The sequence below is a fragment of the Shewanella waksmanii genome (assembly GCF_043643685.1).
In the GTDB taxonomy this organism is placed as follows: Bacteria; Pseudomonadota; Gammaproteobacteria; order Enterobacterales; family Shewanellaceae; genus Shewanella; species Shewanella waksmanii_A.
Map to the genome: position 1 here is coordinate 352,948 of NZ_JBHZSN010000004.1, position 15,848 is coordinate 368,795.

A 15,848-nucleotide genomic window follows, 5' to 3' on the forward strand; every position below is an offset into this window, starting at 1 on the left:
ACTCCAAAGTGACAGAAATATGTTCATTACGCAGCACACCTAAGATGTGATCTGCATCAAATAATAGCACTCTGACGTTTACGCGAACGTAAAGCAAGTATTGATTTATAATTATTGCTAGATAATCAACAATGGATTGTCATTTTGGATTTACACCTTGAAGAAACCGCAGACCTCGGAAGTCGTCACCCAACAAAATTTACTCAGCACCAAAGCTAAACTATCCCTTGTCCGCCGGCGGTAAGCGGCATTTAATGCAATAAAATCATTGCATTTTTGATTGTAAATAACAGCATTAACTTAATTAGTCGCCGACCAAAATAACGGTTGGCCATAGATTTGTTGTTGTCCGTGACTGTAAACAATCACATCATTGTCACTAGCAAGCACCACCGTCATATCTGCTATTACAGGATGCTGCTGATTAACCCACTGGGTTAACACAGGGACTAAAGCCGATGGCTCTGTAACGTGAGGAACATAGAGGTTAGGATATAACTCCAGCGCGGTTAAGTCAGTGACGCCCACGGTATTGTTATCGCCACACAATGGCGCAGTGGCAATCGAGTCAGTCAGTAGCATCGCTCCTGCACTTAATCCGATTAAACAGCCACCTTGCAAATAATACTCAACTAACTTGGGTGCAACGTTACGATCGATAATCCCTTGCAGGAAAGCAAACGTATCCCCGCCGGCCAAATGAATCGCATCACATTCAAGTAACTGGTCAAATGCTTGGTCGCTATAGTCTTGGGTCAACTCGCAATAGTGCTGCATTTGTGCGCCAAATGACTGGTATATTCCCCTGGTGGCTTTGAAATATTGCCGCTCGGCATCATGGCCAGATGCAAGATAGCCAACTTTGGGCGCGGTAGTTGAAAAACGCAGGTGTTGTTGTAATGCGATAGCAACATTGGGGCTGTCTAATGCACTCAACAAAATGATTTGGCCTAATTTGTGGTTTGCTTGCATACCATTGCTTCCATTTGGTTTCCATTTGCTTGCTTTATGACTTTGGTGATATGCACTGATTATAAGTGCTAGTTACATACATTGATTGCATCGAATCAGTGAGATGCATACGTGACCAAAATCCCTTCCTCTTAAGCCAATGCTAATTACATCCAATAAATCAGTAAACCAAGTTTGGCTATTAAGGGCGTCTTGACCTTTCGCGGTTAAATTTTGTTCGAGATACAAGCGTTTTTATCGCGGCGAGAGGTATTTTGCCTAGCATGCTAAGCAAAATACCTCTCAACAAAGAGTAAAACGCTTGTAGCCGAACCCTTCGGGCAGCGTTTGTGGTTCCTTTCTACTGCGTTATTGGCTTATCAAGTAGTGCAACTACATATCAAAGCCTCTGCCTTGTATAAAGATCCCACAAACTGCTGCAAAAATCAGCTCGAAAGGTCAACACGCCCTAGTCATTTTAAAATCGTTTTTAGTCGTCTTCGAAATGTTGCGCCATTTTTTTAATCTGATTGAGGGGCACTTGATGTTGATTGCGTTTTGCACAGCACTGTTGATGCTGCAGCGACATTGGTTGACCAATAAGCACGATACGAACCTGATAACCTAACGCCTTTGCAGCAGCCTCATAGGCCATATATTCCCACTTAGCGAGGTTAGTGTTGTCACAGATCACCACAGGTTGTTCAGCAGTTAGGGCTTGAATAAAACCTGTGAGGTTACGCTGATGATATTCAGCTAATTTATGCGCCTGGAATCGATACTGGCCTTGGTGATAGAAAAAACGGTCAGTTGAAAAGTAACCATGTTGACGAATGGTCATCGCCAACTCAAGTGACTGGCGATTAATAAACGATTCTACCCAATGACTTTTTCCGCTACCAGGTAGACCACGCATGATTATCGCTAACCGTGGTGGTAACGCTTCCTCATCCATTTAGGCCGTCATCTCAGTGTCATACTGATCGCTAATCACTTCATCATTTAAAATTCGATCCACCAAATAAGGGACTAGGCTACTGGCTTTACCTTGCAGGTGATATTGAAATTGGCTGTCATTGTCAGGTGGCACAATATTCACCTCAACAGTTTGTGCGCCATGATGATTAGCAGTATCAACAAAGCCCGCAGCAGGATAAACACTGCCTGAAGTGCCAATGGCAATAAACAGATCACAGGTATCAAGGGCATGTTGTACTCTGTCTAAGCCAATTGGCATCTCACCAAACCAAACTACATGGGGCCGTAGTCGCTGCGCGGGTATACAACAGGTACAAGTATGATGTTCGCCTAGGGGATCCCGTAGTAGGAAAGTCTGCCGTGAGCGCGGGCAGCGACCTTTTGATAGCTCTCCGTGCATATGTAACAATCTGCGCGAACCTGCTCGCTCATGCAAATCATCAATATTTTGCGTTACAATCAGCAGTTCACCTTCAAATTCTTGCTCAAGTTTCGCTAGAGCAACGTGAGCAAGATTAGGCTCAACATCACCATTGTGTAGCTGACGCCAACGTTCATTATAAAAGCGTTCGACCAATTGTGGATCGCGCGCATAACCTTCAGGGGTCGCAACGTCTTCAATTAAATGCTCTTCCCACAACCCATCTTGGTCGCGAAAAGTTCGTAAACCAGACTCTGCCGAAATGCCGGCCCCGGTAAGCACTACGATTTGTCGATACATCAGCTTTCCTTTGTTGGTTATTGTTATATTTACTCACAATGTAGAGCATGCCCTATCACATTTTTTACTGCTATTGGGCGTTAGTATAAATAACACTACAAAATGTATGCTTAAATTGCAGCTTTTATCGCATATTTATCCCACTAATTGACTAAATTATTTGCGAAGCATCTATAAAGGCAGATCAAAGGTTTAAGTTTTTAATTTGTGCCCCTATAATGGGTTACAATATTCACACCATGAACCTTAATTGGCTGTGCTAATGGTTCTGCAATCAAGAGATTCGCAATGACAGATGGAAATCAAGCGCTAAAAAAAGCGGGACTAAAAGTTACCCTACCACGAGTCAAGATCCTAGAACTGATGCAAGGACCTGAAAACCAACACATCAGCGCTGAAGATCTTTATAAGAAATTATTGGATATTGGCGAAGAGATTGGTTTAGCTACGGTTTATCGCGTGCTTAACCAATTTGATGATGCCGGCATTGTGACCCGCCACCACTTTGAAAGCGGTAAAGCGGTATTTGAATTAGCAACAAACCATCATCACGATCACCTTGTCTGCTTGTCATGCGGTAAAGTGATTGAGTTTTCAGATGACGTCATTGAATCTCGTCAAGATGAAATCGCGATGAAGCACAATATCAAACTAACTAACCACAGCCTCTATTTATACGGCGTTTGCACCAATGATGAGTGCGACCATGGTGATGCATAAGCAATAACACATTAAAAAAACCAGCACTTAGCTGGTTTTTTTATGTGTTAATGTTTTTACGTTAGCTGCTGACGATAACCGCTGAACCCAACAACTCAAGTTAACTGCTTAAAATACACTTTGACATCGTGGCCCATAAACGTCGACATTTCTCTAAAACCCATACCGACCTTTTGTGCCACCTTCTCAGAAGCATCATTGCCCTTAATGATTAACGCGATGGTTTCGCCAATACCGAAGCGATGAAACTGATCTAACGCCGCATTAGCAGCCTCAACGCCAATTCCTTGTCCCCAATATTTAGGAAAATAGCGATACCCTAGCTCAACTTCATTAAACTCCTCAATGAATCTAGGACCACAAAACCCAATCACGCGTTTATCCGCCTTATGCTCGACCGCCCATCGTGCATAGCCTCTTGATGCATACTCCGGCAAAATCACTTCATTAAACAACACCCGAGCTTGACGTATGTCGGTCATCGCTGGCGTCGGTATATAAGTGAGTATTTTAGGGTCGCGGTTCATATCATAAAGAGCGGGAATATCATCCTCAGTAAACTGACGAATAATCAATCTCTGTGTTTCTGCGATTTGCATTGTCCCCTCCCCTTTTCATCACATCCGCAACTACTGTGAGTGAATTACATATAGTTTGCAATTATTTTCAAACAACTAACGACAAAGTAAACAATCACCATATAATCAACAAGCCCTTACGTTCTTTGCACGGCACACACGGAGGTTTTATGACGATCATGCAAAAGGTATTTTGGCTCATTGCGACGCTCGGCAACGCAATAGCCCTGTTTTGGTACACTTCGATAGGAGGCACACTCAGCGCCATCATATTGTGCTTTACCGTGGCCTATTCTGTTGTGGGTTACTATGATATCAAACATAGCCCTCACACTCTCAATCGACTCTATCCCGTGGTCGCCTACATTCGCTATTTTTTAGAATCCTATCGAGTAGAAATCCAGCAATACTTTATTGCCAATGATACCGAAGAGCGGCCATTTAACCGTGAACAGCGCTCGTTGGTTTACCAACGCGCTAAAAATGTCCGTGATACTATCGCCTTTGGTACCCAGCGCGATTTATTAGAAGAAAATTACTTAAGTCTTTGGCATTCCTTAGCGCCAAAAGAGATCAGCCCCGAGGCAAAACGTGTCACCATAGGCGGCGCGAAATGTCAGCAGCCTTATTCCGCTTCTTATTTAAACATCTCAGCAATGAGTTACGGCTCGCTAAGCGCTAATGCCATTGAAGCACTCAATTTAGGCGCTAAGCTTGCAGGTTGTTATCACAACACAGGTGAAGGTAGTGCGAGTCCATACCATTTAAAACATGGTGGAGATATTGTTTGGCAGATAGGCTCCGGCCTCTTTGGCTGTCGTGATGATGATGGTAACTTCCATCGTGAACGATTTAGTGCAATGGCTAACCGCCCAGAAATCAAAATGATAGAAATAAAATTAAGCCAAGGCGCCAAGCCAGGTCACGGAGGGGTATTACCTAAAGCAAAGATTACCGAAGAAATTGCCGCTATTCGCCATATTTCAACAGAACGAGACTGTGTATCACCAGCAGTCAATCCACAATGTACTTCTCCTAAAGACCTGCTTAACTTTGTCGCCACCTTACGTCAACTCAGTCAAGGCAAACCCATTGGCTTTAAACTCTGCGTAGGTAACCCTGCTGAGTTTATGGCAATCTGCAAAGCCATGCTCGAAACCGATATCTATCCAGACTTCATCACCGTAGATGGTGCTGAAGGTGGAACTGGTGCGGCACCCGTTGAGTTTAGTAATCGCTTGGGGATGGTCTGCTTAGAGGGGGTATATTTTGTGCATAACGTGCTAGTTGGAACCGGGCTTAGGGATAAGATTCGTATTATTGCTTCAGGTAAAACCGCATCTAGCTTTGATATTTTAACCAAAATTGCCGCTGGCGCTGACATTGTCAATGCAGCAAGAACCATGATGCTAGCGTTAGGCTGCATTCAGTCGCGCCACTGCAACACCAATTTATGCCCCACTGGCATTGCTACTCAAGATCCCGCCCGCTCCAAAGCTGTGAATGTTGAGGATAAGGGCATGAGAGTTAAAAACTTCCATAGTAATACCCTCAAAAGCTTTTATGAGCTTGTCGGTAGTATGGGGCTAGATGATCCCGCCAAACTAACCGCACAAATGATCAAACGTCGCTCGCCTTACGGACTGCTTATTTCTTCAACAAGCTTAATAGAACCGCTTAAACCTAATGCTTTACTAGAAGGTAATATCCCAGATCAGGCCTGGTCAACATGGTGGAACAGTTGCAGTGCAGAGCAATATTACTGTGAAGACACCTATGTGTTATCGCCAGCTGAATTCAAACAACATTAGATAACCGCCCATAAAAAAGGCGCCATAAGAGCGCCTTTTTTAATTAACTCGCTAATTACCAGCCAGTTTTAGTACGCAGTGCTTTGCCGATATCAGCAAGTGAGCGAACAGTGCTCACGCCTGCCGCTTCTAGTGCTGCAAACTTATCTTCAGCAGTACCTTTACCGCCTGCGATAATTGCACCAGCGTGACCCATACGCTTACCAGCAGGTGCAGTAACACCTGCAATGTATGACACAACAGGTTTAGTCACGTTTGCTTTGATGTACTCAGCCGCTTCTTCTTCAGCAGTACCACCAATTTCACCGATCATGACGATCGCTTCTGTTTGTGGATCGTTTTGGAACATTTCCAATACGTCGATGAAGTTAGTGCCTGGGATTGGGTCACCACCAATACCAACACAAGTAGACTGACCGAAGCCTTCATCAGTGGTTTGCTTAACCGCTTCGTACGTTAACGTACCAGAGCGTGAAACAATACCAACTTTACCTGGCTTGTGAATGTGACCTGGCATAATACCAATCTTACATTCACCCGGAGTGATAACACCTGGGCAGTTTGGACCAATCATGCGTACGCCAGTTTCTTCAAGCTTAACTTTAACCTGAAGCATATCTAGAGTAGGAATACCTTCGGTAATACATACGATTAGCTCGATGCCACCGTCAATAGCTTCCAAGATAGCGTCTTTACAGAAAGGTGCAGGTACATAGATAACAGAGGCAGTTGCACCTGTTTCAGCGACTGCGTCTTTTACTGTGTTAAACACAGGAAGACCTAAGTGCGTTTGACCGCCTTTACCTGGTGATACACCACCAACCATTTGCGTACCATAGGCAATGGCTTGCTCTGAGTGGAATGTACCTTGACCGCCAGTGAAACCTTGGCAGATAACTTTGGTGTCTTTGTTAATTAATACAGACATTATTTGCCCTCCGCAGCTTTAACTACTTGCTCGGCCGCGTCAGTTAGACTTGTAGCAGCGATAATATCTAAGTCAGAGTTAGCTAGCACTTCACGACCTAAATCAGCGTTAGTACCTTCTAGACGCACAACAACTGGGACTTCAACACCCACTTCTTTAACTGCGCCAATGATACCTTCTGCGATCATGTCACAACGAACAATACCACCAAAGATGTTCACTAGAACCGCTTTAACGTTATCGTCAGATAGAATGATCTTAAATGCTTCAGCTACACGCTCTTTGGTCGCACCGCCACCAACGTCTAGGAAGTTAGCAGGCTTACCACCGTGTAGGTTAACGATATCCATGGTGCCCATTGCTAGGCCTGCACCGTTTACCATGCAACCCACGTTGCCATCTAGTGCAACATAGTTAAGCTCAAATTTTGCAGCGTGCGCTTCACGTGCATCATCTTGTGATGGATCGTGCATGTCGCGGATTTTTGGTTGACGGAACAACGCGTTGCCATCGATACCAATTTTACCGTCAAGACAGTGAATGTTACCTTCATCAGTGATCACTAATGGGTTGATTTCAAGCAAAGCGAAATCATGGTCGTTAAACATGGTAGCTAAGCCCATGAATACTTTAGTGAACTGCTTCATTTGAGTTGCGTTCAGACCCAACTTAAAGCCTAGGTCACGCGCTTGGTAAGGCTGTGGACCCGCTAATGGATCGATGATAGCTTTGTGGATCAACTCTGGTGTTTCTTCAGCCACAGTTTCAATTTCAACACCACCTTCAGTCGATGCCATAAACACAACACGACGAGTAGCACGGTCAACAACCGCACCAAGATAGAGTTCATTGGCGATGTCGGTGCAGCTTTCTACTAAAATTTTAGCTACTGGCTGACCTTTTTCGTCTGTTTGATAGGTTACAAGATTTTTGCCTAACCAGTTTTCTGCAAAGGCTCTGATCTCTTCTTTATCACCGGTAACTTTAACGCCACCAGCTTTACCACGGCCGCCAGCGTGTACTTGACACTTAACAACCCACATATCTCCGCCAATACGGCCTGCCGCTTCAACAGCTTCTTGTGCTGTATCACATGCAAAACCTTCTGACACTGGTAAACCATATTCGGCAAATAGGGCTTTTGCCTGATACTCATGCAAATTCATGATGATCTATCCGTATACTTCTTATCAAATCCAACCAACTCTATTGAGTTAGTAGCGAGGGGTGATGCTCACCTAATGATGAGCATCGAAACAACATCGTCTTACAGGTCAAGTAGTAGACGAGTTGGGTCTTCGAGGAAGTCTTTAATAGCAACCAAGAAGCCAACAGACTCACGACCATCGATAATACGGTGGTCATAAGAGAGTGCTAGGTACATCATCGGTAGGATTTCAACCTGACCGTTCACTGCCATTGGGCGATCTTTAATCGCGTGCATGCCTAAAATGGCACTTTGTGGCAGATTCAAAATAGGTGTTGACATCAATGAGCCAAATACACCGCCGTTTGTCACGGTGAAGTTACCGCCAGTCATGTCATCTACAGTTAACTTGCCGTCACGGCCTTTTAGGGCCAACTCACGTACATTACGCTCGATATCGGCAAGGCTCATGGTGTCAGTATCACGTAATACTGGCGTGACAAGACCACGAGGAGTAGAAACCGCGATGCTGACATCAAAGTAGTTGTGATAAACGATATCATCGCCATCGATTGAAGCATTCACTTCTGGGTAGCGCTTAAGTGCTTCGGTCACGGCTTTGACGTAAAAAGACATAAAGCCAAGACGAATACCATGACGCTTTTCAAATACTTCTTGGTACTGCTTACGAATGTCCATGATCGGCTTCATGTTCACTTCGTTAAACGTCGTCAACATTGCTGTCGAGTTTTTCGCTTCTAGCAAACGGTTAGCAATCGTTTTACGAAGACGCGTCATCGGTACACGCTTCTGACTACGCTCTGCTAATGGCTCAACGGCAGCTGGCGCAGCGGCAGGTGCCGCAGCAGGTGCTGCTTTTACGAAGGCTTCAACGTCTTCTTTAGTAATACGGCCGCCAACACCTGTGCCTTTAATTTGGCTAGCATCAACGTTATGCTCAGCGATTAAACGACGTACAGATGGGCTTAGTGCGTCATTTGACTCATCCGCAGATTCTGCTGCTGGTGTCGCAGCTTCAGCTTCAGCTTTTGTCACTTCTTGGCCGGCAACTGCACCAGCAACAAATTTAGCGATAACAGCTTCAGCCAATACGGTGTCACCTTCTTCCGCTAGGAATTCAGTAATTGAACCATCTTCTGGTGCAACAACTTCTAAAACCACTTTATCTGTTTCGATATCAACTAGGTTTTGATCACGAGAAACTTGTTCGCCAGCTTGAACGTGCCATGTGGCAATAGTTGCATCTGCAACTGATTCTGGCAGTACGGGTACCTTAATTTCGATACTCATGGATCACTATCCTTTTTATAAATTGTCTATTACTACAGTTTTAATGCGCTATTAATCAATGCTTCTTGCTGCTTGGCGTGCAACGCTGGGTATCCACACGCAGGCGCAGCTGATGCTTCACGTCCGGCATAGGTCAGGGTTGCGCCATTTGGAATCGCAGTCCAGAAGTGGTGTTGGCTACAGTACCAAGCACCTTGGTTCTGCGGCTCTTCTTGACACCAAACGAAATCTTTAACATGTTGATAGTCAGCTAAGACTTTTTCCATATCCTCATGTGGGAATGGATAAAGTTGCTCAACACGAACCAATGCAATGTTGTCAGCTTTCTCTTTGCGACGTTTCTCAAGCAGTTCAAAGTAAACTTTACCGCTACAGAACACCACACGATCCACTTTGCTAGCATCGATATCATCAGTTTCGGCAATCACATTTTGGAAGGTGCCTTCAGCTAGTTCTTCCATGCTAGATACCGCAAGTGGATGACGTAGCAGTGATTTTGGCGACATAACCACTAATGGACGACGCATTGGACGCACAACCTGACGACGCAACATGTGATAAACCTGTGCTGGCGTTGATGGCACACAAACTTGCATGTTGTGGTTAGCACATAGTTGTAGGAAACGTTCCAATCGCGCACTTGAATGCTCAGGACCTTGACCTTCATAGCCATGGGGTAACAGCATGGTTAGGCCACATAAACGGCCCCACTTTTGCTCACCACTAGAAAGGAATTGGTCAATAACCACTTGGGCACAGTTAGCGAAATCACCAAATTGTGCTTCCCAAATCGTTAGGCCGCTAGGCTCTGCTGTTGCATAGCCATATTCAAAGGCTAACACTGATGCTTCAGACAAGACTGAGTCAGAAATATCAATTGGACCTTGCTCATCGGCAATATGACGTAATGGCAAATAAGCCGTAGCATCATTTTGATTATGCAATACCGCATGGCGGTGGAAGAAGGTACCACGGCCAGAATCTTGACCTGTAATACGCACGCGGCGTTTATCTTCCAAGATAGAAGCATACGCTAAGGTTTCTGCAAAGCCCCAATCGAGTAGCTTCTCACCGTTAGCCATTAACACGCGATCTTTATAAATCTTTGCAACACGAGACTGTAGCTTGTGCCCTTCCGGCACATCACTAATTTTATGAGCCAGATCTTTTAACTTAGCCATTGGCAAAGTTGCATCAAAAGCATCATCCCAGTCTTTGTTGATATACGGTGACCAGTCAACCGAGTGCAGCGTCATTGGGCGCCACTCTTTAACCACACAATCACCATGATCAAGCGCGTCACGATAATCGTTAATCATCGAAGTGACTTCATCTGCCGCTAACGTTGACTCTTCAATCAAGCGATCAGCGTAGATCTTACGCGGCGTCGGGTGCTTTTTAATCTTGGCATACATTAATGGCTGAGTTGCACTAGGCTCATCGGCTTCGTTATGACCATGGCGGCGATAACAAACAAGATCAATGACCACATCACGTTTAAACTCATTTCGATAATCAACAGCTAATTGCGCGACAAAAGCAACCGCTTCTGGGTCGTCGGCATTCACATGGAAAATCGGTGCCTGTACCATTTTGGCAATATCAGTACAGTACTCAGTTGAGCGCACATCTTCGGTTAGGTTAGTGGTAAAACCAACTTGGTTATTCACCACAATGCGGATGCTACCACCGACTTTAAATGCACGGGTTTGAGACATGTTAAACGTCTCTTGCACAATACCTTGACCAGTAATAGCGCTATCACCATGAATGGTAATCGGCATCACTTGCAACCCAGTATCACAACCGCGGCGATCTAGGCGAGCACGTACAGAGCCCATCACAACTGGGTTAACAATTTCAAGATGCGACGGGTTAAACGCCAAGGCTAAATGAACATTGCCACCTGGTGTTTCAAAATCTGAAGAAAAACCTTGGTGATACTTCACATCACCTGAGCCAAGTGCGTCATTGTGCTTACCAGCAAATTCATCAAACAGCTCTTGAGGTTTCTTACCTAAGATATTAATCAATAGGTTTAGACGACCACGGTGCGCCATACCAACAACCATTTCTTTGGTACCGGCTTGACCACCGCGATAGATAATTTCACGCATCATCGGCACTAACGCATCACCACCTTCAAGTGAGAAACGTTTAGCACCAGGGAACTTAGCACCTAGGTATTTTTCCATACCTTCGGCAGCATTAAGTCCTTCCAAAATCCGCGTTTTAACTGATTTATCGTAATTAGCTCTACCTAAGGACGGCTCCAAACGTTGTTGAATCCAACGTTTCTCTTCGGTATCGGTGATATGCATGTATTCTGCACCGATGGCACCACAATAGGTGGCCTTCAATGCTTTAACCAGATCACGTAGCTGCATAGTGTCACCACCATGAGCAAACGAACCTGTATTGAATTCACGCTCCATATCTTCGTCAGTTAACCCGTGGAAGGCTGGGTCCAATTCAGATACTGGCTCACGGTTCCACAAACCTAGTGGGTCCAGATTAGCATTCTGGTGACCACGGAAACGGTGGGCGTTAATCATCTGTAGGACTTTAACTTGTTTAGCATCAACCTCAGGATCCGTCACGCGGGCAGAACCCTTTTGACGGCCTTCGAGTGCTAGACTACGAAAATAGTCTCGTACTTTGGAGTGGGCAGCTTCTGGTACTTCTTTAGATGCACCGTTAGCATAAGGGAGGTTATCAAATACCGTCTGCCAGTCTTGTGAAACTGACTGAGGGTCCTCTTGATAGGCTTCATACATCTCTTCTACATAGGTCGAGTTCGCGCCACTTAAGTGAGACGATTCGAGCCAGGCTTTCATGATGCCTTGGTGCATTTCTATTCCTTTCAAACTTTATACACGTGTTTAGCCAAAGTCTTCAAAATGCAATAGTTGGGCTGAGCCCTAATATTGCAAAATATTTGCCGCCCGATAGAGGCCAATTGTGGTCAATATGGCACTCTTCAATCCAGAGTTACGGCATTATTGTAGTTCCATTACACAAAAGAGCCACTTCCCTATTTATAGAGAAGTGACTCAGCACGAGCTATATGATTATTAAAATTAGCCCGGGTTGCTGCATTTATACTGCTCTCTTAAGCAACATAGACTTAATGTGTCCAATTGCTTTAGTTGGATTAAGACCCTTAGGACATACATCCACACAGTTCATAATGCCGTGACAACGGAATACGCTGTAGGCATCGTCTAGCTCAGATAAACGCTCTTCAGTCGCGGTATCACGGCTATCGATTAAGAATCGATACGCATGTAACAGGCCACTTGGTCCGATGAACTTATCTGGGTTCCACCAGAATGAAGGACAAGCTGTTGAACAACATGCACACATAATACACTCATACAAACCGTCTAAGTGGGCACGCTCTTCAGGTGATTGCAGATGCTCACGCGCTGGCGCTTTGTCATCATTAATCAAATACGGCTTAATTTTTTCATACTGTTTGTAGAACTGGGTCAAGTCGACAATCAAATCACGCACAACTGGCATGCCAGGTAGCGGGCGAATTTCAAGCTTCTTACCCTTGAAGGTAGAAATAGGCGTGATACATGCCAAGCCATTCTTACCATTCATGTTAACGCCATCACTACCACACACACCTTCACGGCATGAACGACGAAACGCTAACGTTGGATCTTGTTCTTTCAACATCATCAGTACATCCAGCACCATCATATCGGTACCTTCTGCAACTTCCAATGTATAATCCTTCATGTAAGGCTTTGTGTCTACATCAGGATTATAGCGATAAACAGCTATCTTCAAATTCATCTCAAATTCCTTAGTAGGTACGCTTCTTCGGCGGGAATGCTTCACGAAGCTTAGGCTCCATGTTCACCGCGCGACGTGACATTTGCTCGGTTTCAGGGTCAAACAAGCTATGACATAGCCAGTTATCATCATCACGCTCGAGATAGTCTTCACGAGAATGCGCGCCACGACTTTCTGTACGGAAATTAGCTGCGTAAGCGGTTGCAATTGCCGTCGCCATCAAGTTATCAAGCTCAAGACACTCAATACGTTGGGTGTTGAACTCACTTGAGTTATCAGACAACTTCGCTTTATGCAGACGTTCACGAATCGCTTTTAGCTCTTTCAAGCCTTCAGCCATCGCATCACCACTACGGAATACAGAGAAGTTTAGTTGCATACATAATTGTAAATCTTTACGAATTTGAGCTGGGTCTTCACCCTCTTTATTGCCTTCCCAACGGTTTAGGCGCTCAAGAGATTTTGCAATGTCTGCGTCAGTAGCATCTTTTGGCGTTGCAGTTTCATCAAGCGCTTTGCCTAAATGCTGACCTGCTGCACGACCAAATACCACCAAATCTAGTAACGAGTTTCCGCCTAAGCGGTTAGCGCCGTGTACTGATACACAAGCAATCTCACCAACCGCGAATAAACCAACAACATCTTCATCTTCGCCGTTGCTGTTTTGACGTACAACCTGTCCGCTCACTTTAGCAGGTAGACCACCCATCATGTAATGACACGTTGGTAGTACAGGGATCGGGCCATCAGCTGGGTCGATATGTGCGAAAGTACGTGATAACTCACAAACACCAGGAAGACGCGCTTCCAATGTTTCTTTACCTAGATGGTCAAGCTTAAGTAGACAATGAGGACCAAGTGGACCATCTAAACCGCGACCTTCACGGATTTCGGTCATCATAGAACGTGCAACAACGTCACGAGATGCTAAGTCTTTAGCATTAGGTGCATAACGCTCCATGAAGCGCTCGCCGTCTTTATTAAGAAGGTATCCACCCTCACCACGACAACCTTCAGTCACCAGAACACCTGCACCGGCAATACCAGTTGGGTGGAACTGCCACATTTCCATATCTTGCATTTGCACGCCTGCGCGCATCGCCATACCAACACCATCACCGGTGTTAATATGCGCATTGGTCGTAGAGGCATAGATACGCCCTGCACCACCAGTCGCAAGAATGGTTGCTTTGGCTTTAAAATAAACAATTTCGCCGGTCTCAATTTCGATTGCTGTACAACCGACAATGGCACCGTCTTCGTTTTTAACCAAATCTAACGCATACCACTCAGAGAAAACCTCAGTTTTGTGCTTAACGTTTTGTTGGTATAGGCAGTGTAACAATGCGTGACCGGTACGGTCCGCTGCCGCAGCGGTACGCGCTGCTTGCTCACCACCAAAATTCTTTGATTGGCCACCGAAAGGACGTTGATAAATCTTACCATTTTCAAAACGTGAAAAAGGCAGTCCCATCTGCTCAAGCTCAATAATCGCTTCTGGACCCGTTTTACACATGAACTCAATCGCTTCTTGGTCACCGATAAAATCAGAACCTTTTACGGTATCGTACATGTGTTGTTCCCAATGATCTTCGTGCGCATTACCTAGCGCAACGGTAATACCGCCCTGCGCAGATACTGTGTGCGAACGTGTTGGGAAAACTTTTGATAAAAGCGCACAGCTTTTACCTTCTTTTGAAATCTGTAATGCGGCACGCATACCAGCGCCACCAGCACCAATAACTACAGCATCAAACTCGCGTACTGGAATACTCACTTAGACACCCCACACAATTGTAATGCCCGCTGCTAGATAGGCAAAAGCGGTAACGACGAAAACAAACTGGAGTACACCACGTAAGGCTAGCGGCTTAACGTAATCAGTTAGCACTTGCCATATACCAATCCAAGCGTGAACTAGAATTGAAACTAGTGCGAGTAGTGTAAACACTTTCATAGGCAGCGTACTGAATAGACCGTGCCATACGTCATAGGTGAGAGGAGAACTAGTTGCGATAAAACCCACTAAGAAAATAGTGTATAGGGTTAAGATTACAGCACTAGCGCGTATAAGAATAAAATCATGAACACCACTGCGTCCAAGACTGGCTGCATTTGTTACCATACCCAAACCCCCGCAATGATAGATAGTGCTGCCGCAATAACAAAGGCGACCTTCGCTGACGCATTTCCTGACTCAAGTTCTTCCCAGTAGCCAGCATCCATCACAAGATGGCGTAGGCCAACCACAAGGTGGTAACCAAGTGCGGTAAGAATTGCCCAGACAATGAACTTAACGATGACATTATCAAATAGGGATTGAATGCCTGCGAAACTCTCGGCGGATGCTAGTGACTCACTGAGCAACCAGATAAGAATGCCGACGGCAAACAGCATGATGACACCGGAGATACGGTGAAGAATTGACGCAATCGCAGTCGCTGGAAAGCGAATGGTCTGCAGATCTAAATGGACAGGTCTTTGCTTTTTCACGTTCTGCTCACTCTGCTCCATTGAGCATTATTTTTGTTATTTGAACCTCTATTGCTCAAAATTTGCACATCAGTTTGGCTAATATACAAACTCGCCACAAAAGAAAAGTTTAAACAAACAGTTAATCAATTAAGAAAGCACTAATTCAGCATGTAAAAAAGTGGTAACTGAATTGAAATGTTTGTAGCTCCTAAGAGCCGATGCAAGTATACGCCCGGCAAATGTCAAATACAAACGTCACATTATGCAAATTTTGTTTTTTTGGTAAAAAAATCTGCCAACACGCTGTTCTGACAAGGGGTTTGCTCAATTTAAGACCATGGTCTAAGGAATTTAAACGGTTATTTAAATTGAAATGTGATCTAGATTCACTGTAAAGTATGGGCGATTGATAAGCCGCACT

General features: G+C 44.9%; 14 protein-coding genes. 2 read left to right on the forward strand and 12 right to left on the reverse strand.

Features of this window, described 5'->3' with window-relative positions; all coding sequences use genetic code 11:
- Window positions 1-300: 300 nt before the first annotated feature.
- From ACHUFW_RS08505 to cobB, 3 genes are all read right to left on the reverse strand, one after another.
- Window positions 301-972, reverse strand: a complete 672-nt coding sequence (locus ACHUFW_RS08505; protein ID WP_394202177.1) for a Type 1 glutamine amidotransferase-like domain-containing protein — start codon at window positions 970-972, stop codon at window positions 301-303.
- Between the two features lie 469 nt (window positions 973-1,441).
- On the reverse strand, window positions 1,442-1,906 hold the full coding sequence (locus ACHUFW_RS08510; RefSeq protein ID WP_394202179.1) for an ATP-binding protein: 465 nt from the start codon (window positions 1,904-1,906) through the stop codon (window positions 1,442-1,444).
- Window positions 1,907-2,650, reverse strand: a complete 744-nt coding sequence (gene cobB, locus ACHUFW_RS08515) for a Sir2 family NAD+-dependent deacetylase (protein ID WP_394202181.1) — start codon at window positions 2,648-2,650, stop codon at window positions 1,907-1,909.
- 288 nt (window positions 2,651-2,938) lie between these two features.
- Between cobB and fur the strand changes: the two genes are divergently transcribed.
- The gene (gene fur / locus ACHUFW_RS08520; RefSeq protein ID WP_394202183.1) at window positions 2,939-3,370 is read left to right on the forward strand and encodes a ferric iron uptake transcriptional regulator; all 432 of its coding nucleotides are present in this window, start codon (window positions 2,939-2,941) and stop codon (window positions 3,368-3,370) included.
- Between the two features lie 95 nt (window positions 3,371-3,465).
- Here fur and ACHUFW_RS08525 read toward each other — a convergent pair whose 3' ends face one another.
- Window positions 3,466-3,969: a GNAT family N-acetyltransferase gene (locus ACHUFW_RS08525; protein ID WP_394202185.1), complete on the reverse strand. Its 504-nt coding sequence runs from the start codon at window positions 3,967-3,969 to the stop codon at window positions 3,466-3,468.
- Window positions 3,970-4,118: 149 nt separating this feature from the next.
- Between ACHUFW_RS08525 and ACHUFW_RS08530 the strand changes: the two genes are divergently transcribed.
- On the forward strand, window positions 4,119-5,759 hold the full coding sequence (locus ACHUFW_RS08530) for an FMN-binding glutamate synthase family protein (protein ID WP_394202186.1): 1,641 nt from the start codon (window positions 4,119-4,121) through the stop codon (window positions 5,757-5,759).
- 55 nt (window positions 5,760-5,814) lie between these two features.
- Here ACHUFW_RS08530 and sucD read toward each other — a convergent pair whose 3' ends face one another.
- The 8 genes from sucD to sdhC form a co-directional block, all read right to left on the reverse strand.
- A complete protein-coding gene (sucD, locus tag ACHUFW_RS08535) occupies window positions 5,815-6,687 on the reverse strand; it encodes a succinate--CoA ligase subunit alpha (protein ID WP_394202188.1) in 873 nt (290 codons plus the stop codon).
- Window positions 6,687-7,853 carry an ADP-forming succinate--CoA ligase subunit beta gene (sucC, locus tag ACHUFW_RS08540; RefSeq protein WP_394202190.1) on the reverse strand — a complete coding sequence of 389 codons (1,167 nt, stop codon included), beginning with the start codon at window positions 7,851-7,853 and terminating at the stop codon, window positions 6,687-6,689. The genes sucD and sucC overlap by 1 nt, the downstream gene beginning before the upstream one ends.
- 101 nt (window positions 7,854-7,954) lie before the next feature.
- Complete coding sequence (gene odhB, locus ACHUFW_RS08545; protein WP_394202192.1) at window positions 7,955-9,145, reverse strand: 2-oxoglutarate dehydrogenase complex dihydrolipoyllysine-residue succinyltransferase; 1,191 nt, start codon at window positions 9,143-9,145, stop codon at window positions 7,955-7,957.
- Between the two features lie 32 nt (window positions 9,146-9,177).
- A complete protein-coding gene (gene sucA, locus ACHUFW_RS08550; RefSeq protein WP_394202193.1) occupies window positions 9,178-11,997 on the reverse strand; it encodes a 2-oxoglutarate dehydrogenase E1 component in 2,820 nt (939 codons plus the stop codon).
- A gap of 247 nt (window positions 11,998-12,244) precedes the next feature.
- Window positions 12,245-12,952 carry a succinate dehydrogenase iron-sulfur subunit gene (locus ACHUFW_RS08555; RefSeq protein ID WP_394202195.1) on the reverse strand — a complete coding sequence of 236 codons (708 nt, stop codon included), beginning with the start codon at window positions 12,950-12,952 and terminating at the stop codon, window positions 12,245-12,247.
- 10 nt (window positions 12,953-12,962) lie between these two features.
- A complete protein-coding gene (sdhA, locus tag ACHUFW_RS08560; protein WP_394202196.1) occupies window positions 12,963-14,729 on the reverse strand; it encodes a succinate dehydrogenase flavoprotein subunit in 1,767 nt (588 codons plus the stop codon).
- Entirely contained in the window at window positions 14,730-15,077 is a 348-nt protein-coding gene (sdhD, locus tag ACHUFW_RS08565) for a succinate dehydrogenase, hydrophobic membrane anchor protein (RefSeq protein WP_394202198.1), read from the reverse strand.
- Window positions 15,071-15,466, reverse strand: a complete 396-nt coding sequence (sdhC, locus tag ACHUFW_RS08570) for a succinate dehydrogenase cytochrome b556 subunit (RefSeq protein WP_394202200.1) — start codon at window positions 15,464-15,466, stop codon at window positions 15,071-15,073. Before sdhC ends, sdhD begins: the two co-directional genes overlap by 7 nt.
- Window positions 15,467-15,848: the final 382 nt, after the last annotated feature.